The 21,301-nt window shown below is 67.8% G+C and carries 21 protein-coding genes; 5 read left to right on the top strand and 16 right to left on the bottom strand.

What is annotated here, in order from left to right; genetic code table 11:
* Positions 1-52: 52 nt before the first annotated feature.
* Positions 53-637, top strand: a complete 585-nt coding sequence (locus tag HWX14_RS10475) for a nucleotidyltransferase family protein (protein ID WP_175882655.1) — start codon at positions 53-55, stop codon at positions 635-637.
* Between the two features lie 172 nt (positions 638-809).
* Positions 810-950 carry a hypothetical protein gene (locus tag HWX14_RS10470; RefSeq protein ID WP_012339712.1) on the top strand — a complete coding sequence of 47 codons (141 nt, stop codon included), beginning with the start codon at positions 810-812 and terminating at the stop codon, positions 948-950.
* A gap of 51 nt (positions 951-1,001) precedes the next feature.
* Here HWX14_RS10470 and HWX14_RS10465 read toward each other — a convergent pair whose 3' ends face one another.
* From HWX14_RS10465 to panE, 8 genes are all read right to left on the bottom strand, one after another.
* The gene (locus HWX14_RS10465) at positions 1,002-1,760 is read right to left on the bottom strand and encodes an SDR family oxidoreductase (RefSeq protein ID WP_175882654.1); all 759 of its coding nucleotides are present in this window, start codon (positions 1,758-1,760) and stop codon (positions 1,002-1,004) included.
* Positions 1,757-3,307 carry an FGGY-family carbohydrate kinase gene (locus tag HWX14_RS10460; protein WP_175882653.1) on the bottom strand — a complete coding sequence of 517 codons (1,551 nt, stop codon included), beginning with the start codon at positions 3,305-3,307 and terminating at the stop codon, positions 1,757-1,759. Before HWX14_RS10460 ends, HWX14_RS10465 begins: the two co-directional genes overlap by 4 nt.
* 29 nt (positions 3,308-3,336) lie before the next feature.
* Positions 3,337-4,425, bottom strand: coding sequence for an alcohol dehydrogenase catalytic domain-containing protein (locus HWX14_RS10455; RefSeq protein WP_175882652.1), 1,089 nt, complete (start codon positions 4,423-4,425; stop codon positions 3,337-3,339).
* 46 nt (positions 4,426-4,471) lie between these two features.
* Positions 4,472-5,494 carry an ABC transporter permease gene (locus HWX14_RS10450; RefSeq protein WP_175882651.1) on the bottom strand — a complete coding sequence of 341 codons (1,023 nt, stop codon included), beginning with the start codon at positions 5,492-5,494 and terminating at the stop codon, positions 4,472-4,474.
* On the bottom strand, positions 5,481-7,001 hold the full coding sequence (locus HWX14_RS10445) for a sugar ABC transporter ATP-binding protein (RefSeq protein ID WP_175882650.1): 1,521 nt from the start codon (positions 6,999-7,001) through the stop codon (positions 5,481-5,483). The genes HWX14_RS10450 and HWX14_RS10445 overlap by 14 nt, the downstream gene beginning before the upstream one ends.
* Positions 7,002-7,063: 62 nt before the next feature.
* Entirely contained in the window at positions 7,064-8,005 is a 942-nt protein-coding gene (locus HWX14_RS10440) for a substrate-binding domain-containing protein (RefSeq protein ID WP_175882649.1), read from the bottom strand.
* A gap of 121 nt (positions 8,006-8,126) precedes the next feature.
* The gene (locus HWX14_RS10435; protein WP_175882648.1) at positions 8,127-9,086 is read right to left on the bottom strand and encodes an AraC family transcriptional regulator; all 960 of its coding nucleotides are present in this window, start codon (positions 9,084-9,086) and stop codon (positions 8,127-8,129) included.
* 259 nt (positions 9,087-9,345) lie between these two features.
* Positions 9,346-10,293 (bottom strand): 2-dehydropantoate 2-reductase, encoded by a 948-nt coding sequence (panE, locus tag HWX14_RS10430; RefSeq protein WP_175882647.1) that lies wholly within the window; start codon positions 10,291-10,293, stop codon positions 9,346-9,348.
* 249 nt (positions 10,294-10,542) lie between these two features.
* Between panE and HWX14_RS10425 the strand changes: the two genes are divergently transcribed.
* Positions 10,543-12,096: a methyl-accepting chemotaxis protein gene (locus tag HWX14_RS10425; RefSeq protein WP_175882646.1), complete on the top strand. Its 1,554-nt coding sequence runs from the start codon at positions 10,543-10,545 to the stop codon at positions 12,094-12,096.
* Between the two features lie 18 nt (positions 12,097-12,114).
* Here HWX14_RS10425 and HWX14_RS10420 read toward each other — a convergent pair whose 3' ends face one another.
* Positions 12,115-12,792, bottom strand: coding sequence for a response regulator transcription factor (locus HWX14_RS10420; RefSeq protein ID WP_175882645.1), 678 nt, complete (start codon positions 12,790-12,792; stop codon positions 12,115-12,117).
* A 377-nt stretch (positions 12,793-13,169) separates the two neighbouring features.
* Here HWX14_RS10420 and HWX14_RS10415 point away from each other — a divergent pair, with 377 nt between their 5' ends.
* Entirely contained in the window at positions 13,170-13,661 is a 492-nt protein-coding gene (locus HWX14_RS10415) for a hypothetical protein (protein WP_175882644.1), read from the top strand.
* Positions 13,662-13,702: 41 nt separating this feature from the next.
* Here the strand turns inward: HWX14_RS10415 and HWX14_RS10410 are convergent, their stop codons facing one another.
* The 7 genes from HWX14_RS10410 to HWX14_RS10380 form a co-directional block, all read right to left on the bottom strand.
* Entirely contained in the window at positions 13,703-14,209 is a 507-nt protein-coding gene (locus tag HWX14_RS10410; RefSeq protein WP_175882643.1) for a hypothetical protein, read from the bottom strand.
* A 130-nt stretch (positions 14,210-14,339) separates the two neighbouring features.
* Positions 14,340-15,737, bottom strand: coding sequence for a sigma-54 dependent transcriptional regulator (locus HWX14_RS10405; RefSeq protein ID WP_244130246.1), 1,398 nt, complete (start codon positions 15,735-15,737; stop codon positions 14,340-14,342).
* Positions 15,738-15,872: 135 nt separating this feature from the next.
* Positions 15,873-16,457, bottom strand: coding sequence for a hypothetical protein (locus HWX14_RS10400; protein WP_175882641.1), 585 nt, complete (start codon positions 16,455-16,457; stop codon positions 15,873-15,875).
* 155 nt (positions 16,458-16,612) lie between these two features.
* Entirely contained in the window at positions 16,613-18,349 is a 1,737-nt protein-coding gene (locus HWX14_RS10395; RefSeq protein ID WP_175882640.1) for a chemotaxis protein CheA, read from the bottom strand.
* 44 nt (positions 18,350-18,393) lie between these two features.
* Complete coding sequence (locus HWX14_RS10390; RefSeq protein ID WP_175882639.1) at positions 18,394-18,675, bottom strand: hypothetical protein; 282 nt, start codon at positions 18,673-18,675, stop codon at positions 18,394-18,396.
* Between the two features lie 72 nt (positions 18,676-18,747).
* On the bottom strand, positions 18,748-19,338 hold the full coding sequence (locus tag HWX14_RS10385) for a hypothetical protein (RefSeq protein WP_175780003.1): 591 nt from the start codon (positions 19,336-19,338) through the stop codon (positions 18,748-18,750).
* Between the two features lie 109 nt (positions 19,339-19,447).
* Complete coding sequence (locus tag HWX14_RS10380; RefSeq protein WP_011547313.1) at positions 19,448-19,771, bottom strand: hypothetical protein; 324 nt, start codon at positions 19,769-19,771, stop codon at positions 19,448-19,450.
* A 917-nt stretch (positions 19,772-20,688) separates the two neighbouring features.
* On the opposite strand from HWX14_RS10380, the gene HWX14_RS10375 reads away from it, so the two are divergent.
* Positions 20,689-20,841 (top strand): hypothetical protein, encoded by a 153-nt coding sequence (locus HWX14_RS10375; RefSeq protein ID WP_175882638.1) that lies wholly within the window; start codon positions 20,689-20,691, stop codon positions 20,839-20,841.
* Positions 20,842-21,301 lie beyond the last annotated feature (460 nt).

The raw sequence follows: 21,301 nt of genomic DNA, 5'->3' as shown, positions 1-21,301 counted from the left end.
TCCCCGTGTGCTCCCGCACAATCGCAGCACCTGTCTCACTCCCCCCGCGCCGATGTCCTATGCGTCACTCGCCACCGGCGTCCTGCTCGCCGGCGGCCTCGGTCAACGCTTCGACCCGAGCGGCCTGCACAGCAAGCTGCTCGCCCGGCTTCCCGACGGCACGCCGGTGGCGGTCGCGGCGGCCCGTCGTCTCGCGGCAGCCACCGCCGACGTGATCGCCGTCGTGCGTCCCGGCGCCGAAAAGCTTGCGATCCTGCTGAACGAAGCCGGCTGTCAGGTCGTCTATGCCCCCGACGCGTTGCGCGGCATGGGCGCCAGCCTCGCGGCCGGCGTCCGCACCACGCCCGACGCGAACGGCTGGCTCGTCGCGCTCGGCGACATGCCGTGGATCGCGGCTTCCACTTATGAAACGGTCACACGCGCGCTCGAAGCCGACGGCGCGTCGATCGTCGCGCCCGCGCATCGCGGCGTGCGCGGCCATCCGGTCGGTTTCGCCGCGCACCACTTCGAGGCGCTCGCCGCCCTCGACGGCGACGCAGGTGCCCGCGCGCTGTTCGCCAGCGCGCCGGTGACGCTGCTCGACGTCGACGATCCGGGCATCCTGCGCGACGTCGACACACCGGCGGATTTGCGCTGACTTCGATCGCGCGAAAGCGCAAGTTCACGCACGAACATCGCCAATAGGCGGATTTCTCCGACGATCGACGACCCGTCGCAAGAATCCCGCTGCAAACGCGCGCCCGATTGGCTATAACGGAGACGAGGCGCGTCCGCCGCGCCACCGCCGTCACGCACTGCGCGAGTTCTCCATGAGCGACCACACGACCCCGACGCCCGAGCCACCGGCAGACCCGAACCGCGATCCGGAAGACGATCCGTTCTCGTCGCCGCCCGGCCATCACGACAACCCGCAGCAACCGGACGGACCGCCGAGCAAGGACCCGGTCTAGCCGCACACTGCCCCGCTCCGCGAATGCAGCGCGCTACTTCCGTGACGCGGTCTAGCGCGCGGTATATCCGCCGTCGATCGGCAACGACACACCGCTGATCATCGACGCCGCATCGCTCAGCAAAAACAGGATCGGCGCGACGACTTCGTCCGGTTCCGCGAATCGGCCGAGCGGAATCGCGGCCAGCATCGGCGCGCGCTTCTCCGGTTCGCTCCACGCGAACTGCGCCATCGGCGTGAGCGTGACGGTCGGGTTCACGCTGTTCACACGAATGCCGTGCGGCCCGAGTTCGATGCACAGCACGCGCGTGATCGCGTCCATCGCCGCCTTCGACGCGCAATAGCTCAGATGCGCGGGCAGGCCGACGAGCGCCGCCTGACTCGACACGTTGACGATGCTGCCCCGTGCGTGCGCCGCGCCGCGTCCGTCGCGTTCGATCATCTTGCGCGCCACGGCCCGCGCGACAAGCGCCGCGCCACGCGCATTGACGGCCATCACGCGATCGAAATGTGCGGCCTCGACATCGAGCGCCGGTTCGAGCGACGCGATCCCCGCGCAATTGACGAGGCCGTCGAACGCATCGTATGCGGCGAGTGCCGCATCGATCGCGTGTTGGTCGCCGCCGACATCCATGCGCAACGTATCGCACGCAATCTCGCCGGCAAGCGTGTCGAGCGCGGCCATGTCGCGCCCCGCCGCGACGACGCGCGCGCCTGCGTGCGCCAGCGCGACCGCGCACGCGCGGCCGATGCCGCTGGACGCGCCCGTGACGAGCACCGTTGACCCGCCGAAATCGAATCGTGTGTTCATGATGATGAGGTGCCCAACTTGTGCATGATCGGCTTGAGTGCCGGATAGAGCGCCGTGTAGAGCGCAAAACGCGCGTCGTACGCTTGCACGCGCTCGGCATCGGGCCGCGCGCGCTCGACGAGCGTGACCCAGCCGCCCTGCGCGTCATCGCGCGACACGAGTCCTGCGCCGACACCCGCGAGCAGCGCCGCGCCCATCGCGGCCTCGACGTCCTGCTCGATCGTCCACACCGGAAAACCCGTCACGTCCGCGATGATCTGCATCCACAGCGCCGAATGCGCGGCCCCGCCGACGACGATCAATCGATCGTCCAGCGTCACCGCACCGCGGCGGCCCGCCTCGATGTTGTGGCGCAACGCGAACGCGACGCCTTCGAGCACCGCACGATAAAGATGCGCACGCGTATGGGCGAGACTCAGCCCGACGAATGCGCCACTCGCCTTCGCATCCCATACCGGGCTGCGCTCGCCCATCAGATACGGCAGGAACAGCACGCCATCGGCGCCCGCCGGCACGCGCTCGGCCGCCTCCTCGAGCAGCACGTGCGGATCGCCGTGCGGCAGCAGGCGCGCCGCATCGATTTCCGCGTGACAGAACTGGTCGCGAAACCACGCGACCGACGCGCCGGCCGTGATCGCGCCGCCGAACACGTACAGGTCGCGCTGCCCGTCGAACACGTGCGGCATGCTGACGAGGCCGTGGCGCGCATCGACGTGCCGGTTCACGTAGCCCCAGCACATGCTGGTGCCGATCATCGCGACGTGCTGCCCGGTACGCGTCGCGCCGGCCGCGAAGGTCGCCACCGCCGCATCGACGCCGCCCGCGACGACGGGCGTGCCGGCCGGCAGCCCGAGTTGCGCGGTCCATTGCGACAGCAGCCCGCCGACGACGTCGGTCGAGTCGACCAGCCGTTCGGGCATCATCGTCGCCGGAATGCCGAGCATGTCGAGCGCATCGTCGGACCACTCGCGGCGCGCGACGTCGTACACGCCGCCGATATTGCCGGCCGAACTGTGATCGACCGCGACTTCGCCGGTCAGCAGATAGATCACGTACGCGTTCGGCGGCAGGAAATAGCGCACGTTCGCCCACACGTCCGGCCGCTGGTCGCGCAGCCACAGCATCTTGGTGAACCCGTAGTAGCTGTCCACGCCGTTGCCGGTGATCACGCGCAGCCGCTCGACGTTCACGTGCTCGTCGACCCAGTCGACTTCCGCGGTCGCGCGCCGGTCCATCCAGATCAGGCACGGATGCAGCGGCCGCATGTCGATGTCGACCGGAACGCCCGAGCCGCCGTACAGGCTGCTCACGCACACCGCACGGATCGCATCGGCCGGCACGCCCTGCGCGCGCGCGTCGCTCACGCAGCCGGCGATGCATGCGAGCACCGCGTCGAACCACACCTGCGGCCACTGCTCGGCCCATAGCGGGCGCGGCGTATCGGGCTGGTAGCCGGCCGAGCGCCGCGCGACGATCGTGCCGTGCCGGTCGACCAGCAGCGCCTTGGTGCTCTGCGTGCCGATGTCGACGCCTATGACGTATTCCATGATGTCTCCGGTGAGGCGCACGCCGGCCGTCAGCGGGCCGGCTTCAGCAGCACCTTGATCGATTCGGACGACTTTGCGATGCGGATCGCATCGTCCCAGTCCTCGAGCGCGAAACCGTGCGTGACGATGCCCTTCGACGTGACGAGCCCGCGCGCGAGCAGGTCGATCGCGACCGGATAGCAGTAGGGCCCGAGGTGCGCGCCGCGTACGTCGAGCTCCTTGCGATCGCCGATGATCGACCAGTCGACGGTCGCGTCCTCGCCGAACACGCTGAATTCGACGAAGCGGCCGAGCTTGCGGATCAGGTCGAGCCCCTGGTTCACGCCGACCGGCGCGCCGGTCGTCTCGATGTACACGTCGCAGCCGTAGCCGTCGGTCAGTGCGCGGACGATCTCGCGCGCGTCGTCGCGCTGCGGGTTGATCGTCACGTCGGCGCCGTACTGGCGCGCGAGTTCCAGCCGTTCGTCGAGCAGGTCGATCACGACGAGCTTCTTCGGCGTCTTCAGGTGCGCGACCTGCGTCATCATCAGCCCGAGCGGCCCCGCGCCCGCGATCACGACGACGTCGTCGAGCTGGACGTCGCCGCGGTTCACCGTATGGATCGCGCACGACAGCGGCTCGATGATCGCGGCATCCTCGAGCGACACGCCGAGCGGGATCTTGTGGACGATCGCGGTCGGCGGAATGCGCATGTAGTCGGCCATCCCGCCGTCGGCGACCTCGCGCTGGAAGCCGAAGATGTTGTGCACCTCGCACATCCAGTACTGGCCCGACTTGCAATAGCGGCACTTGCCGCACGGCACGATCTGCTCGGCGATCACGCGGTCGCCCAGCGCCACGCCGAAATGCTCGGCCGCGCCGTCGCCGAGCGCTTCCACGTAGCCGAAGAATTCATGGCCGGGGATCACCGGCGCCTTCACCCACGGGCTCGGTCCGCCCCAGAACATCTTGGCGCCGGTGTAGCACTTGCAGTCGCTCGCGCAGATCCCGCACGCGGCGATGCGAATCACGAGCTCGTTCGTACCGGCGCGCGGCATCGCGACCTGTTCGACGCGATAGTCCTCGGGGCCGTGGCAGACGACCGCGGTCATGCGCGGCTGGGCTTCGGGTGTCGTCATGAGTTGTCTCTTTCCTGAGTGATTCGGATAACCAATGAATCGATCGTTACCGCGATCGTTCGCGGCTGATGTAGATCGCGAGCAGGATGATTCCGCCCTTGATCACGTTCTGCACATACGGGTTCACGCCGATCATGTTCAGCCCGTTGTTGAGCACGCCGAGCAGCAGCGCGCCGACCAGCGTGCCGAGGATCGCGCCGCGCCCGCCGGAGATCGACGTGCCGCCCATCACGACGGCCGCGATCGCGTCGAGTTCGAAGCCCACGCCCGCATTCGGCTGGCCGCTCATCAGGCGCCCGGTCAGCACGATCGCGGCGAGCGCCGACGTGAGCCCGGCCAGCGTGTAGACGATCAGCTTCACGCGCGCGACCCGCACGCCGGTGAGCCGCGTCGCCTGCTCGTTGCCGCCGATCGCGTACACGTAGCGGCCGAACGGCATCCGGTCGAGCAGCAGCCATGCGATCGCATACACCCCCAGCATGATCAGCACCGGCGCCTGGATGCCGAGCACCTTGCCGCTGCCGAAGAACGCGACCCAGTCGGGCAGCCCGTCGATCGGGTAGCCGCCGGTATAGATCAGCGCGAGGCCGCGCGCGATGCCCATCGTCGCGAGCGTGACAATGATCGGCGGCATCCCCGCGAATGCGACGAACACGCCGTTCACGAAGCCGAAACCGAGGCCGACCGCGATGCCGATCGCCAGCGCGGCGACCGCATTGACGCCGGCGACCATCAGCCCGGCCGCGAGCGTGCCCGACAGCGCCATCACCGAGCCGACCGACAGGTCGATGCCGCCCGTCAGGATCACGCAGGTCATGCCGACCGCGATGATCGCGTTGATCGACACCTGGCGCAGCACGTTTTCGAGGTTCGCGGCGGACAGGAAGCTCGGGCTCGCGATCATCATCGCGATGCACACGACGACGAGGCCGACGAGCGGATAGAACAGCGTCGAGCGGCGCAGTTGCGCCCACATCGCGCGGGGCGGCGGTGCGTCGCCGTTTCCGGCCGTGGCCGCGAGCGTCGTGGAAGGCGTGGGAGACGTGGAAGAAGAATCAGGCAGGTTCATGGGTCGCTCCTCGCGTGCCGGCCGTGGCATAGGTCATGACCGTGTCGGGATCGATCTCGTCGCCGGCGAGCGTCGCCTCGATGCGGCCCTGCCGGAACACGGCGACGCGATCGCACATGCCGACGATTTCCGGCAATTCGGACGAGATCATGATGATGGCGTAGCCGCGCGCGGTGAGTTCGCGCATCAGCCCGTAGATTTCGGCTTTCGCGCCGACGTCGATGCCGCGCGTCGGCTCGTCGAAGATCAGCACCGACGTGTGATGGTTCAGCCAGCGCGCGATCACGACCTTCTGCTGGTTGCCGCCGGACAGCGTCGCGACCTCGGTGTGGATCGACGGCGCCTTCACGCCGACGCGCCGCATCACGTCGTGCGTGGTGCGCGCCTCGCCGCGCCGGTCGATCAGCCAGCGCATCGACCGGTACTTGCCGAGGTTGTTCAGCGAGATGTTGTCGCGAATCGAGAACGACGTGACGAGCCCTTCCGTCTTGCGGCTTTCCGGCAGGATGCCGATACCGGCGCGCAGCGCGTCGGCCGGATCGGCGAGCTTCGCCGCCGCGCCGCGCACGCGCAGTTCCTTGCGGTGCGCACGCGTCGCACCGATCACTGCAAGCGCGGTTTCGGTGCGGCCCGAGCCGACCAGGCCCGCGAAACCCAGGATCTCGCCTGCATGCAACGCAAAGCGGGTCACCGGGCCGTCGCGCTCGATCTGCAGCGCATCGACTTCGAGCACGGCCGGCGCGTCGGCCGGCAATGCCGGCTTCGGCGGAAAGCTGCTCTCGATCCGGCGGCCGACCATCATCCGCACCAGTTGCTCGACGTCGGTGTGCGCGACCTCGGTCGTCGCGACGTACTGGCCGTCGCGCAGCACCGTGATGCGGTCGCACACCGCGAAGATCTCGTCGAGGTGATGCGAGATGAAGATCATCGCGACGCCCTGCCGCTTCAGCTCGCGCATGATCGCGAACAGGTGCTCGGCCTCGGCCGGCGTGAGCGTGGCGGTCGGTTCGTCGAGGATCAGGATGCGCGCGTCGAGCGACAGCGCCTTGCCGATCTCGACGAACTGCTGCTGTGCGACCGACAGCGTGCGGATCGGCGCATCGAGATCGATCGCCACGCCGAGCCGCGCGAAGATGGCCGCCGCCGCGGCGCGCATCCGCTTGCGGTCGCGCGCGCCCCAGCGGTTGCGCAGCTCGCGGCCGAGGAACAGGTTGTCGACCGCATCGAGGTGCGGAATCAGGCTGAATTCCTGGAACACGATGCCGACGCCGGCCGCGACCGCGTCGTGATAATCCGCGAAATGGCGCGCGGCGCCGTCGATCTCGATCGTGCCGGCATCCGGCTGGTGGATGCCGCACAGGATCTTCATCAGCGTCGACTTGCCCGCGCCGTTCTCGCCGAGCAGCGCATGAATCTCGCCACGCGCGATCTCCAGATCGATGTCGGACAGCGCCTTCACGCCGGGAAAACTTTTCGTGATGTGGCTGAGCCTGAGTATCGTGTCCATCGGCTTCTCCGTGCGAAGGGCGTCGGCCGCGCCGCCGCCCTTCACGTCGCGTCGCACGTCGTTCACCAGCTGAAACCCTTCGCGTTGCCGCGATCGACGACCTTCACGTCGACGGGAATCGCCTTCGGCACCGTCGCGCCCCACTTGCGCGCGATCGCGATGCCGAGCGCGATGCGCACCTGGTCGGCCGGGAACTGCGCGGTCGTCTCGATGAACTTCGAGTTCGGCTTCTGGATCGCCGCGATCGCCTCGGGCGCGCCGTCGACGCTCGTCAGCTTGATGTCCTTGCCGGAACCCTCGATCGCGGCGAGCGCACCCATCGAGCCGCCGTCGTTCACGCTGAAAAGGCCCTTCAGGTTCGGATGCGCAGAGATCATGTTCTCGGTCACCGACAGCGCAGTCGCGCGCTCCTGCTTGCCGTTCTGCGTATCGACGAGCTTCACGTTCGGGAATTTCGCGAGCCCGGCCTTGCAGCCGCGCACGCGTTCGAGAATCGGCACGACCGGAATGCCGTCGAGGATCGCGACCTCGCCGCTGCCGCCGATCGCCTTCGCGAGGTACTCGCACGACATCACGCCCGCGTCGTAGTTCTTCGAGCCGACGAACGAATCGACCGGCCCGTTCGCGTTCGCATCGACGGCGACGACCACCGCACCGGCCTTCTTCGCCTGCGTGATCGCCGACTGGATGCCGGTCGAATCGGTCGGGTTCACGAGCAGGATGTCGATCTTCTTCTGCAGCATGTCCTCGACGTCGCTCACCTGCTTGCTGACGTCGTGATGCGCGTCGGTGACGACGACCTGCGCGCCGATCGACGCGGCCGCGTCGTTCAGCGCCTTCTGCATCGTCACGAAGTACGGGTTGTTCAGTTCCTGGAACGTCATGCCGATCCGCAGCGGCGCGGCGTGCGCGGCGGCGGGCAACAGGGCCGCGACGGCGAGCGCGGCAACGGCCGCCACGCGAACGGCGCGGCGGGGAGATGAAGTGGGCGATGCGTGCGTCATGACGGTGTCTCCAGAAATTGTGTGCAGCTTTTTCGTGGGTGAATGCGCCCCTCGCGACGAGAGCGACGCGATCGGCTGGTAAAACGGTTGGGGAAAACTCAGGCGGGCAACGGCCCGGCGATCATCCGGGCTGCGGCATGAGCTCGGGCGCGCCGGGCGTCAGCACGCGCGGCGGCAGCGGGTTACCGGTCGGCGCCGCATGCAGCGCGAGCTCTCGGCTGCGCGCGTTCAGGCGCTGCAGCGCTCGGAATTCGGACGGCGCCATCCCCTTCACCGCGCGGAACTGGCGGTTGAAGTTCGACACGTTGTTGAAGCCGGCCTGGAAGCAGATGTCGGTGATGCTCGCGTTGTCGGCGAGCAGCATCTGGCAGGCGGATTCAATTCGCAGACGATTCACGTACTGGACGAACGGCATGCCGGTGTGGCGATGGAACGCGCGCGAGAACGCGCTGACGCTCTGCCCGGTCAGTTGCGCGAGATCGGATTCGCGCAGCTCGGACGCGAGGTTCTTGCCGATATACGACAGCGCGTGGCTGAGCCGCGTCGGCGTGACGTCGGCCTGGTCGTACGCGGGGCTCGCGAGCAGCGTGCGTTCGGTCGCATCGCACAGGCGTTCGAGGATCGTCATGAACAGCGCGATGCGGCGCATGCCGCGCGCGGTCAGCAGTTCGTCGAACAGCGGCGCGATCGCAGCGCTCGTCGCGGCATCGAAGCCGACCCCGCGCCGTGCGTCGTCGAGCAGCGCCTGTGCATCGCGGCATTCGGGGAACGCGTCCATGCAGCGGCGCACGAACGACGGATCGAACTGGATCACGAGATTGCGGCGCTCGACGGTTTCGCCTTCGGCCATGTCGCTGACCCAGTTGTGCGGCAGATTCGGGCCGAGCAGCACGAGATGGCCGGGGCCGAACGAGCCGATGTGATCGCCGACGAAATACTTGCCGTGCGTCGCGACGATCAGGTGCAACTCGAATTCGGGATGGAAATGCCAGCGGATCGTGCGATACGGATAGCCGTGCGACCAGACCTTGAACGACTCGTCGCGTCGCACTTCGACCACTTCGAGATCGGGGTGCATCATGTTGGCGTCTCCATTCCCATGTTCGCTGGCCGGCCTGTTCGGCTGTGCGCGCGTGCATCGCGTGTTTCGCGTGTCTCGCACGGCACTGCGACCGGTCGCATGGGAAGCAATGTAGGTCGATCGAGCGCGCGGCTCCACCAACTTTACGCCTGATTTTCGATACTTTTTTGCCGCCGACGCGCGGAAATGACGCCGGACGGCAAAATTGTTGCAGCGCGCAACGGCGCGGCGGCCGCCCGCGCCGGTCGCCCGCGCCGGCTTATGCTGCCGCTTGCTCGCGCGCCGTACGCACCTCGTACGCCTTCAGGTGGTTGTACGCGATCCGCAGCAGCGACAGCGTATCGGCCGCCTGCGGGTCGCGTCGCGCGAGCAGGTCTCCGATCACGTGATCGGCTTCGACGCGTGCGTGGTTCTCGACGTCGCGCAGCATCGACGCGGTCAGCGGCGACGGCGTCAGCACCATCCGCTGCATCCGTTCGCTGGCCGCCGAATCGGGCCGGTGGCCGTTGTGTTCGGCGATCGCGCTGCATTCGGCGAGCATCGTTTCGAGCAGGCGGCGACCATCCGGCGCGGCGAGAATGTCGCCGATCGAACCGCGAAACAGCGACGTGCTCGCGGCGAGCGTCGCGAGGAACACCCACTTCTCCCACATCCGCGCGGCGACGTCGTCGCTGAGTGTTGCGTCGAAGCCCGCGCCGCCGAGCACGTCGGCCACCGCGCGCACGCGCGGCGATTCGCCGCCGGCCAGCTCGCCGAACGACACGCCGTGCGTGTCGTTCAGGTGCACGATGCGCTGCTCGCGATCGAGCGTCGCGGCGATCACGCACAACCCGCCGAGCACCTGCGCGGCGCCGAAGCGCTCGCGCAGCACGTCGAGGTGGCGCATCCCGTTGAGCATCGGCAGGATCAGCGTCTGCGGCCCAACGAACGGCGCGAACGATGCAATCGCATCGTCGAGGCTGTACGCCTTGCAGCTCAGCAGCACGAGATCGAACGGCGCGACGCCGGCGCCCGCGTCGCCGGCGCGCACGGTCTGCACGTTCGCGAGCGTCAGGTCGCCGCGCGGGCTGCGGATCAGCAGCCCGTCGCGCGCGAGCGCGGCCGCGCGGCCGTCGCGCACCAGGAACGTCACGTCGCGCCCCGCCGCGGCCAGCCGGCCGCCGAAGTATCCGCCGACCGCGCCGGCCCCTACCACCAGAATCCGCATCGTTGCCTCCTTTCGGTTTGGTTCGGCGTCGCGCCGCCGCCCGTGCGGGCGCGACGCATACGCCATCGCCCGACAGTATAGCGGCCGCTGTTATGCATATGCATAGATGCCCGCGCGCGTGTCGCGGGCATCGGAAAATGACGGCCTCTAAGGGATTTCCCGTCTACGGCGACGCGCATCGCGCGCCGTCAAGACACATATCCCGTCACGCCGTCCCGGCGAGCTTCCTCGACTGACCGACCTCATACCATGCGCAATCTTTCACTGAACCAGAAACTCGCCTCGATGATCGTCATCCTGTGGCTCGGCCTGCTCGTGATCGCCGGGCTCGGCGCATGGCAGACCCGCGCATCGATGATCGCGGACCGCCGCGACCAGTTGGCGTCGCTGGTCGAGCAGGCCGCGAGCGTGACCGATCACTACTACAAGCTGTCGCAGCAGAACGCGCTGCCGGAAGCCGATGCGAAGCAGAAGGCGCTCGAGGCGATCGCCGCGATGCGCCACGGCGCCGACGGCTATATTTCGATCAACGATTCGAAGCCGGTGATCGTGATGCATCCGATCAAGGCCGAGCTCAACGGCAAGGACGTGTCGAACTTCGCCGATCCGAACGGCAAGCACCTGTTCGTCGAGATCGTGAAGGCCGGCAACGCGGAAGGCGGCAAGGGCTTCGTCGAGTATCTGTGGCCGAAGCCGGGCGCGGACAAGCCGCAGGAGAAAACCAGCGCCGTGCAGCGCTTTGCGCCGTGGGACTGGTATCTGGTGACCGGCATGTACATGAACGACGTGCGCTCCGCGGTGCTCTCGAGCATCGGCCGCTGGCTCGCGATGACGGCCGTGCTCGGTGCGATCGCGACGACCGTGATGGTGCTGGTGCTGAAAAGCGTGCGCGCGAGCCTCGGCGGCGAGCTCGAAGCGGCGCTCGACGCCGCGCAGCGCATCGCGCAGGGCGACCTGACCGCGCGCGTGACCGTAAAGCACGACGATCGCGGCAGCCTGCTGCATGCGCTGCACACGATGCAGGGCGGGCTGATCGACATGGTGTCGCGCGTGCGGATGGGTACCGAGAACATCAACGTCGGCGCGAGCGAAATCGCATCCGGCAACACGGACCTGTCGCAGCGCACCGAGGAACAGGCGGCCGCGCTCGTGCAGACCGCGTCGAGCATGGACGAGATGACCGCGAACGTGAAGCAGAACGCGGACAGCGCCGCGCAGGCCGCGTCGCTCGCCGGCCAGGCCGCGCAGGTGGCGACGCGCGGCAGCGCGGTGGTCGACGACGTGGTGCGCACGATGAACGAGATCACCGATCGCTCGCACAAGATCGGCGACATCATCGGCGTGATCGACGGGATCGCGTTCCAGACCAACATCCTTGCGCTGAACGCGGCCGTCGAAGCCGCGCGGGCCGGCGAACAGGGCCGCGGCTTCGCGGTGGTCGCGGCCGAGGTGCGGTCGCTCGCGCAACGCTCGGCGACGGCGGCAAAGGAGATCAAGTCACTGATCGTGTCGTCGAACGAGACGGTCCAGCACGGCGCGACGCTCGTTACGCACGCGGGCGAGACGATGGCCGAGCTCGTGCAGTCGGTGCGGCGCGTGAACGAGATCCTCGACGAAATCAGCCACGCCTCGCGCGAGCAAAGCGCCGGGATCGAGCAGGTCAACCGCGCGGTGGGCGAGATGGATCAGGTCACGCAGCAGAATGCGGCGCTCGTCGAACAGGCCGCGGCAGCCGCGCATTCGCTGCGCGATCAGGCCGAGGCGCTGCGCGACGCGGTGACGCGGTTCGCGTTGCCGGCCTGACGGCGCCCCGCCCCGCACTCACGCCGCGCTGCCCACCCGCCGCGCGGCCTCGCCGCTCCCGAGCCCCAGCCCCGCCGCCCGCTGGATCAGTTCGACGTCGTTGCTCGCGCCGAGCTTCTTCATCGCGCTGATCTTCTGCGCGCTGACCGTCTGCTTGCCCTTGCTCAGCCGCTGCGCGATCGTCTTGATCGGCACGCCGGACAGATACAGGCGAATCACCTCGATTTCGCGCGCCGACAGCTTCACGGGCGCGTCGCCGCGCGTGCCAAGCGCATCGACCGCGCGGCGGACGGACGGCGACAGGTAGGTCGCGCCGCTGTAGCTCGAATGGATCGCCGTGACGATATGGCCGACCTCGTCGAGCTTGCTGACGACGCTCACGCCGCCGATCGCGACGATCGACCGGAAGATCAGCGGGTTCTCGTTCGCGACCAGCGCGACGATCCCGACGTTCGGCCGCGTGCGGCGCAGCCAGTCGAACAGCGCGAGGCCGTCCATCTGCTCGTCGCCGCGAATCGCATAGTCGACCAGCACGACGTCGCAGTCGACGCCGCCGAGCGACGCGACCAGTTCGGCCGTGCTCCGGTAGACCGCGGCGAGCTCGATCGCGCAGGCGCCGCCTGCGATCTGCTCGATGCCGGCCAGCGTCAACGGCCAGTCGTACGCGACGACGATGCGAACATTGAATTTCCTCATGCGCAATTCCTGGTGGTTCACCGGCCGCGCCACGCGGAACGCGTGCGACCGGTTGAGCGTTGAAAGGACGTTCAGGCTATTTTTAGCCCGAACGTCGATTCTATGAACGTATGCGCGAGCGCGATATCGGACGGCGTACGAATTGGCTGCCGAAGACGTAATACGGGTTTGATATTTGCGCCGGTTCGACGCCCGGCGGCCGGCGGCCGACCGTCGCGGCATCGGCCTGACGGCCAGTGTTGCGCGCCGCGCGGCCGGCCAGCAGGTAAAATTGCGCGTTTGCATGCCACCCCGGCCCGCCGGCGGCGAGCGACGCGCCGATGCCGGCCGCGCGCCGCCGCCCGTTCGCCGGCTTGCCCGTACTGCCCGCTTTCCTCATGACCGATTCCGACCTGCAATCCGACGACACCTCCATCCACGAAGACGGCCTCTGGCGCGACAACGGCTGGACGGCCCGCATCATCAAGAACGAAGACGACGACGGCTGGGCCGTCGAGATGGTCAAGGACGGCGAGTCCGAGCCCGCGCTCGTCGGGCCGTGGACCATGGGCCGCGACAAGAAGAACCCGAAGCCGATGGACGCGAACGCGTTCCGCACGCTCGTGAAAACCGCGACCGAAGTGCTGATGCGCCACGAACAGCAGCGGCGCGCGATGCTGCACAAGGAAGTGACGGTGCAGGACGAAGCCGGCCAGGATGTATCGGTGACGCTCGACATCGTGCCGGACGAGTTCGAGCCGTATGCGCAGCTCAAGGCGTTCGATCCGTATGGCGAGCTGCTCGCCGAAGCGAAGGTGTCGGCCGGGTTCAAGCTCAGCAAGGCCGGCGCCGAACGCTGGGTCGCATCGGGCTTCGACCGGCCGGCCTAAGGCCTGTTTACACCATCAGCGCGCACGGGCCGAAGGCGCGATCAGGCGCCGGCGCCCCGCTCCGCCCGCGCGAGCCGGCGGGCGGCCAGCTTGCGCCGCACGAGCGCCTCGAACTGCGGCGTCGCGACCTCGGGATCGCGCGCGGCCAGGCCCAGCAGGTTGCGCGCGAGCTGGATCGGCGTCAGCACGATGCCCCACGGCAGCCCCCACCAGCCGAGCGTGGCCGACGCGAGCAGCGCGACCGCCTGCTTCCTGCGGCCGCAGCGGCGGCAGCACACGTGGCGCCGCGTCGCCCAGCGCGTGACGAACACGAGCGACACGACGCGATGCGACGCGTGGACGTCGACCGGCTGCCCTTCGCGCAGGCAGATCGGACAGGGCCCGTAGCGCCAGTCGTCGACGTACTGCCGAACCTTCGCGTCGGGCACCCGTTCGGCCTCGACGACGACCGGATGCGCCCGTGCGCACGCCGGGCTGCAATAGCGGCGGCCGTCGATCGACTGCCCGCCGACCAGGAACGTCCTGCCGCACTGGCTGCACTCTGCCACGATGACCTCGGATAAGCGTGATGCGCCGCGTGCCGGTTGCGCGCATGTCGATGCGCGCGTTCCGGCCGGGCCGTTGCATGTTTTAACGGCCGCCGCCGCGAGGTCTTGAGCGGTCGCGCGCCACGGCGCGTCAGCCCTGCAGCCCGAGCGCGATCATCAGGCGGTACAGCGTCGCGCGCGAGATGCCGAGCTCCGCGGCGACCTCCGCATGCTGGTGATGGTGGCGCAGCAGCGCTTCCTCGATCGCTTGCCGCTCGGCCTGCCGGCGCGCCTGCGCGAGCGTCGGCGGCCGCAGTGACGTATACGGGCGCAGCTCGAGATCGGCGGCCGAGATCAGCGGGCCGTTCGTCATCACGACCGCGAAGCGGATCCGGTTGATCAGCTCGCGCACGTTGCCGGGCCACGGATAGTTGTGGATCGCCTCGATCGCGCACGGCGTGAAGCCGCGAATCCGGTACGAGCCGTCGCCGCGATAGCGTCGCAGCACGTCGTCGGCGAGCAGCATGATGTCGCGGCCGCGCATGCGCAGCGGCGGCTCGTCGATACGCAGCACGCACAGGCGGTAGTACAGGTCGGTGCGGAATCGCCCGGCCCGCATCGCGGCGTCGAGATCGACGTGGGTCGCCGACACGATCCGCACGTCCACCGGAATCGACGCATGCCCGCCGAGCCGCTCGATCTTGCCCTCCTGCAGGAACCGCAGCAGGCTCGCCTGGCTCTCGAACGGCATGTCGCCGATTTCGTCGAGAAACAGCGTGCCGCCGTGCGCGGCCTCGATGCGGCCGATCTTGCGCTGGTGCGCGCCGGTGAACGCGCCGCGCTCGTGCCCGAACAGTTCGGCCTGCAGCAGCGTCGTCGGGATCGCCGCGCAGTTCACGGCGACGAACGGCGCGTCGGCACGCGACGACTGCCGGTGGATCGCCGCCGCCGTCAGCTCCTTGCCGGTGCCGGATTCGCCGGCGATGAACACGGTCGCCTCGGTGTTCGCGACCTTGCGGATCGTCGCGAACAGCCGGCGCATCGCGTCGCACGCGCCGATCATCGCGCTGCCGGGCGGCGGCGCGTCCGCGGCCGGGTCGCCGTCCGCGAGCGTCAGCATCCCGTAGGCATGGCCGACGAGATAACCGATCGTCGTGTAGGCCGTCGCGTTACGCACGTAGTCGAAGCAGCAACGGCGGATCAGGCGCGCGATCGTGATGTTGCGCAGCCGCTCGCCGTCGGCGAGCGCGACCCAGCCGACGCGCGGGTCGCGCAGCAGCGCCTCGAACGACGCGACGTCCGGCGACGCGAAGCCGCCGAAATCGACGATGCCCGCATGCGGGCGGTTCGCCTTGACGAGATTCAGCGCGTCCGCGACGGTTTTGGCGCGCCACACGTCCCAGCCGCGCGACGCGAGTCCGTCGACGAGCGCGGCATCGTGTTGCTGCGACAGGTAGACGAGCGGCCGCGACGGCTCGACGGGGTTGCGCCGGACCGCGACGAACGGCAGCGCGCTCAGCGCCCGTTCGACATCCTGCAGGCCTGACATGCCGAGCTGACAGCAATGGTTCACGATGGCCTCGCCGCATAAGGTTGCATATCGAAGCGGCCGTTGTCCGATCGCGCGTGGCGGGGCCCGTGGTCCCGCGGCGCGGCGCCGCTCCGTCCTCGAATCGATGCTGCGCTATCGGCAGAACACGACGCGCTGCGTGTAGATCTGCGGCTCGATGACGGGCTGCGCCGATCCGTTGAGATCGTCGCGATAGGCGCGGTAGGTCTTGCCGTTCACCGTCACGTCCGACGCGCGGGCCGTCTCGATCCTGTCGAGCCCGGTGTGCCGCCATTCGTTCACGCGATCCGCCGCCGTGACGCTCGACTCGCCCGCGATCTGCTGCGTGATCGCGCTGCCGTCGCTCCACGGTTGCGTCTGCATGTCCTCGGCGCGCTGCATCGCGCCGACCGTCTTGCCGGTCGGCTTCGGCCCGTTCTGCGCGTCGAACGGCGCGCCGCGGCCGTACGCCGGCGATTGCCACGACGGCGCGTGACCCGCCTCCGGCATCATGTAGACCATCTGCGGATCGCCGATCATCATCATCGGCGCGCATGCGGTGTTGTCGGGACGGCCGAGCGTCGACAGCGCCTGCTGGACGCTCGCGGCATTCGCGAGGGTCTGCTCGTTCAGGATGACGAAGACCGCGGGATTCTGGAAAACCGACTGCGCAGCGGCTTGCACGCTGGCCAGCAGCAAAGCGACCAAAAAGATCCTCATGATTGAGGCCTCCTTGCATCCTCGTCACGCAAAAAGAGGTGTTGACCTCGGGGATGGGAGCAACACCCGTCAAACAGGAAAAGACTGTCGGGCATCGGGCCGGGCGGCTGCCGGGCGATCCGTGCTCCGGTCGCCCGGCAGACCGGCCCGCATGCCTACGACGAGGTACTCGTCGAGATGACGGTCGGCGCCGGCGCGACCGGTGCCGCCGGTGCGGCCTGCTGGTCGACCGTGGCCGGCGGCAACGCTTGCGCCGGATCGGTCAGCGCCGGCATGCCGGCGGCTCGTGCAGCCGCCGTGCCAGCCGATTCGACCGCGTCCGGCACTGTCGCGTCGGCTGCCGGCATGTCGGCGGGCGCCGCGGCGACGGCAGGCTGCGCGGCCTCCGGTGCAGGCGCTTCGGCGGTTGCCTGCGGCGCCGGCTCGGCTGCCTTCGTATCGGCTGCCGGCGCCGCGGCGACGGCTGCCGCCGGCATCGGTTCGGCCACCGGCTCGCCTGCTGCTTGTGCAGCGTCGGTCGCGGCCGGCATCGGCTCCGGTGCCTTGTCGGCGACAGCCGGGGCAGGCTCGGGCGCTTTGTCGGCCACGGCCGGTGCGGGCTCGGGGGCCTTTTCGGCAACGGTCGACGCAGGCTCGGGCACCTTGTCGGCAACAGCCGGCACAGGCTCGGGCACCTTGTCGGCAACGGCCGGCGCGGGCTCGGGAGCCTTGTCGGCAACGACCGGTACAGGCTCGGGCACCTTGTCGGCGACCGGTTGCACGGGCTCCGGCGCCTTCGTCTCGGCGACCGGTGCAGCAGGCGCTGGCGATGCCTTGTCTGCCACAGCCGGTGCGGCGATGACCGCTGCAGCCGGCACGGCAGCCATTGCAGCGGCCGGCACGAGCGACGCTGCGGGCGCGGCGGCGGCGGCGACGGCAGGCACGGCAGCCGCAGCAGGTGCCGCAGCCGCCGGGACTGCGGCGGCAACCGTCGGCGCAGCGACAGCCGGTGCCGCTGCGGCAACGGCCGGCGTCGCGACGGCCGGAGCGGCGGCGACAGGCGCCACCGCCGGGACCGGCACCCGGACGGGCACCGAAACCGGCGCGGCGCGCATCGAAGCCGTCTCGATCGGGCGCGTCGGTGCGGAGGCCGGCGCGGCCGAGCCGAGCGGCGGCAGGCCCATCCGGTCGCGCACGATCGGATCGCGATACTTGATGTCGTCCGCGACGGTCGCTTCCACGCTCGGCGCCACGTTCGAACGCGCGAGCGGCGCGGTCGTGCCCGGGCACAGGTGCCCGGTCGCTTCCACCGCGCGCCGGTTCGCATCGCTCTGGCACAGCAGCGCGAGCGCCACGTCGGTCAGGCCCATCGCACGGAATTCACGCGCATCGAGACGCCGCACGCAGGCCTGGTCGACCAGCGTCGTGCCGCCCGTCGCGCCGAACCCCGGGAACGACACGCCGACGCTCACCGAGCCCATGCAGGTATCGGACAACGTGGTCGTGAGGCCAGGGGCCTGGATCGACGGATTCGTCTTGATCGTCTGCGTGCCCGAGTAATTGACGTTTTCCGAGGCCTGGGTGTTGTACGGGTTGGTGCCGGGCGCCCCGGACGACTGGAGCGAGTTCACGCTCTGCGGCGTCACGTTGCCGCCAGCCGTGCCCGACGGCATCGTCACGTTGACGTTCACGCTCGAATTGCCGCTGCCGCGCACCCCGCTGGAGCTGGTGGCATTGCCGCCGCGCGAACTCGTCGTATTCGTGTTCATGCTCGAACCACCGCCCTGGCTGATCGCGGTCGACGACGTCGACGACTGCGCGCTCGACGTCGAATCGGCGGTTTGCGCCTGGGCACCGATCGTGGTCATCGCGAACATCGCCGCACATGCCACCTTGATCCTGTTGCTGTTCATTTCACTCTCCGGACGAGGTTTGACCTCCCACCCAGGCAACCGTACTAATTCCCCTGAATGCCTTCAGTTTTTGCTGCTTCCCCGAACTGCTTCCAGCCGCTGCCCAGCTGGGACCACGAGCCGGCCGACATGCCCTGCCACTGCTGGGTGTCCGGTCCGCCGATGGCACTGCCCGACGAAAGCGTGTGTTGTTCTGACGGTTTGGTTGTCTGGTCAGGGTTGTTTGACGTCTGCATAGTCGATTGCCCACCATCGGCAGCACGGTCAGCGCCATACGCCGTCAGAGACGCGAACATCAGAGCGGCGGCAATCAGGTTCTGCTTCATGCCAACTCCTTACGTGACAACAGTGCGGAAAAGAGACCAGCGTCGCTGGGAAACTGGCCCCCCCACACCTGACTAATGACTGCTCCCGGTCGCGCTCGAGTCGCCCTGGCTTCCGCCCGATGCGGACGGCGAACCGGCCGGACCGGTACTCCACACGGTCGACGAGTTGTAGTGATTCGAGCCCGTGATCGCGCCCGATCCGCCACTGCCCGTCCAGCCCACGGCACCCGCGTTGGCATTGCCGTGGTCGTTCGCGCCGGTGGCCGTGTAGTGGTTCGCGCCGAGTACGATCGTGGCGGTCACCCCTCCCGAAAGCGCATTCGCGTTCTCGTTCGTGCTGCCGTTTCCGGCGAACGAGCCCGCTGCACCGATACCGCCGCCTGCCGCGAACGCGCCCCCGTTCGTGCCCGAGCCGCTGGCCGTCGAAGTCGAGTTGTGATAAGCGGACGCCGTGCCGGCGGAGCCGGCGGGTGTCACGGTACTTCCTGCATTCGCGCCGGCCGTCGAAGTCGAATTGCTGGTATAGCTGCCGGAGCCGACCAGCACCGAACCGGAAACACCCGCCGCAACGGATTGCGTCTGGTTGGTCGTGGACGATCCGGCCGCCAACGCAGCGGACGAAATGACGGTGAGCGCTGTCGCTAATATGACTTTGGCTTTCATAGCAATTCCTTGCTGTGAGGAAGTTCGACGGTCCAGGAACCGGGCCCGTCCGTGGAGATCGGACCCGGTCCCGTACCGCCAGCCAATGACGAACGCTACGCGTCGCGGCTTAGTGGTGATACGTCCAGCCGGTCGAGCCCGCGTTCGCGCCGCTGCTGCCGCCCGCTTGTGCGCCGCCGAAGCCGAAGCCGCCGACCGTCGACGTTTGCGTGTGGTTCGTGTACGAGATCGAACCGCTGCTGCCGCCACCGGCCGTTGCGCCGGCTGCGCCGAGTGCCGAGCCGGAATCGGTTGCGGTGAAGTGGCCGAACCCGGCGACCCCGGCCATCGTCTGGCCGCCGCTCGACGAATTGCTGCTCGACACCGTGCCGCTGCCGGCAAACGCTGCGCCCGAAACCGCCAGAACTGCTGCTGCAATCAGAAGCTTCTTCATGGTGGACTCCATAACGGCGTGGAGAGAATGAGCATGGAAGACCGCACGCCATCAATCTTCCTGCCTCGAGCAATCCTTAAAAATAAGGATCACTATCAAATCAAGAAACCATTGTTGGCTCGTAATTTGGCGCTTTTATTTTTTGGCCAGCCGAAGTCTAGTTTTATGTTTTTAAGTTGTCCAAAGTTTATGAGTAGGTGTTTTCTATTATTTTTATGATTATTAAATTGACCCAAAAACACCATTGATTTAATCAACCGGAAAGATGCGCACATCTTTCCGGCGCGCGAGTTTCAATACCCCGCCGAAAACCGATGCCGGCACCGGCACCCGTTTCCGGAATTGAAAATCAGCGAATATATTGACTACCGCAAAATGCAGCGCCCGTTCGACACACGCCCTTCATCCGGGCGATAACGGGCCTGCATTGCAGCCAGACGACATGTCTGCTCCCTGAGCTGACGAAGAAAGGCCTTCCGGATAAACCGGCCGACGCGCGTTCGATCTAATCCGGCCGGCGCCGGCACTGGCCCGGCGCGATCGAAACGGCTCTGCACGGTTGAAGAGGAATCGGCGCCACGCTGTCCGGCACGAACAGCCTGCCCCATCCGGGAACGCTGAATGAGGTCGAGCGCCGCTGTCGCCGGGTTGCCGCACGAAACGACAACCGCTCCAGCACGCGGCGCGCGCGGAGGACGGGAAATCGGCAAGGCGCTACCGACGACGCTGGCACTGCGTCGCAAGCGCTACCCCGATCATTCCGACTACCCCTTTGGTGCGCAAGAAACGCGCGGATCAAGCCACTGCTTATAGTGTTCATCGCCGCTTCCCCGACTGGCTTATGACGAACTGGCCGCCCCCACATCGTTGTCGCATCGTGTCGACCGCTCGCCGGTGCGTCCAATCTCGCAAACCGCATGCCATGCGATATTCCGCCGAGCATTGCGCGCGGCGCGCGGCTGCCAGGCCGGGCCATTTCGCCGGAAACGGCTTTTTTTGTTTCAGGAATGTATCGCGATAACGAGGCGCTCGTGGCGGCGATCATTGAGCACCGTGACGCAATGCCGTGATTTGACGGACGAATCCAGTCTGCCGACACCCGCCAGGCGCGCCCGAGAACGGCTGTTTCAAACTTGAGAAGCGAACCTTGACGCACGGCTCGTCGCCCGGGCGTTTCCGCTGACAAACCGCGTGTTGCGGCGTGCGAACAGCCGTCCATTACCCCGGTCGAACGGGGATCCAGTTGCTCGATGCCCCACGCCGAACGGCCGCCGATCCGGCCGGAACACGGGTTCACCCCGAAATACGAAACGAATTTGATTCATCCGTGAAAATACCCACACGATCATGCGGTGAAAAACGTTGCCATCCATCGCATGGCAGGCGTAATAATTAAAACAAGTGACAATGCGCGATCACGGCAAAAAAGCGCGCCTCATTTTTCATTCCCATTCGATTTGCCTTTCATCCACGGAGCACCGACGAGCGATTCATTGAGGATACGTTTTCAAGCATTTACCCGCTTGATTC

Origin of the sequence: Burkholderia sp. BCC0044 (genome assembly GCF_902832955.1) — a bacterium.
Lineage (GTDB): Bacteria > Pseudomonadota > Gammaproteobacteria > Burkholderiales > Burkholderiaceae > Burkholderia.
This window is presented reverse-complemented; position numbering and strand designations above follow the sequence as displayed.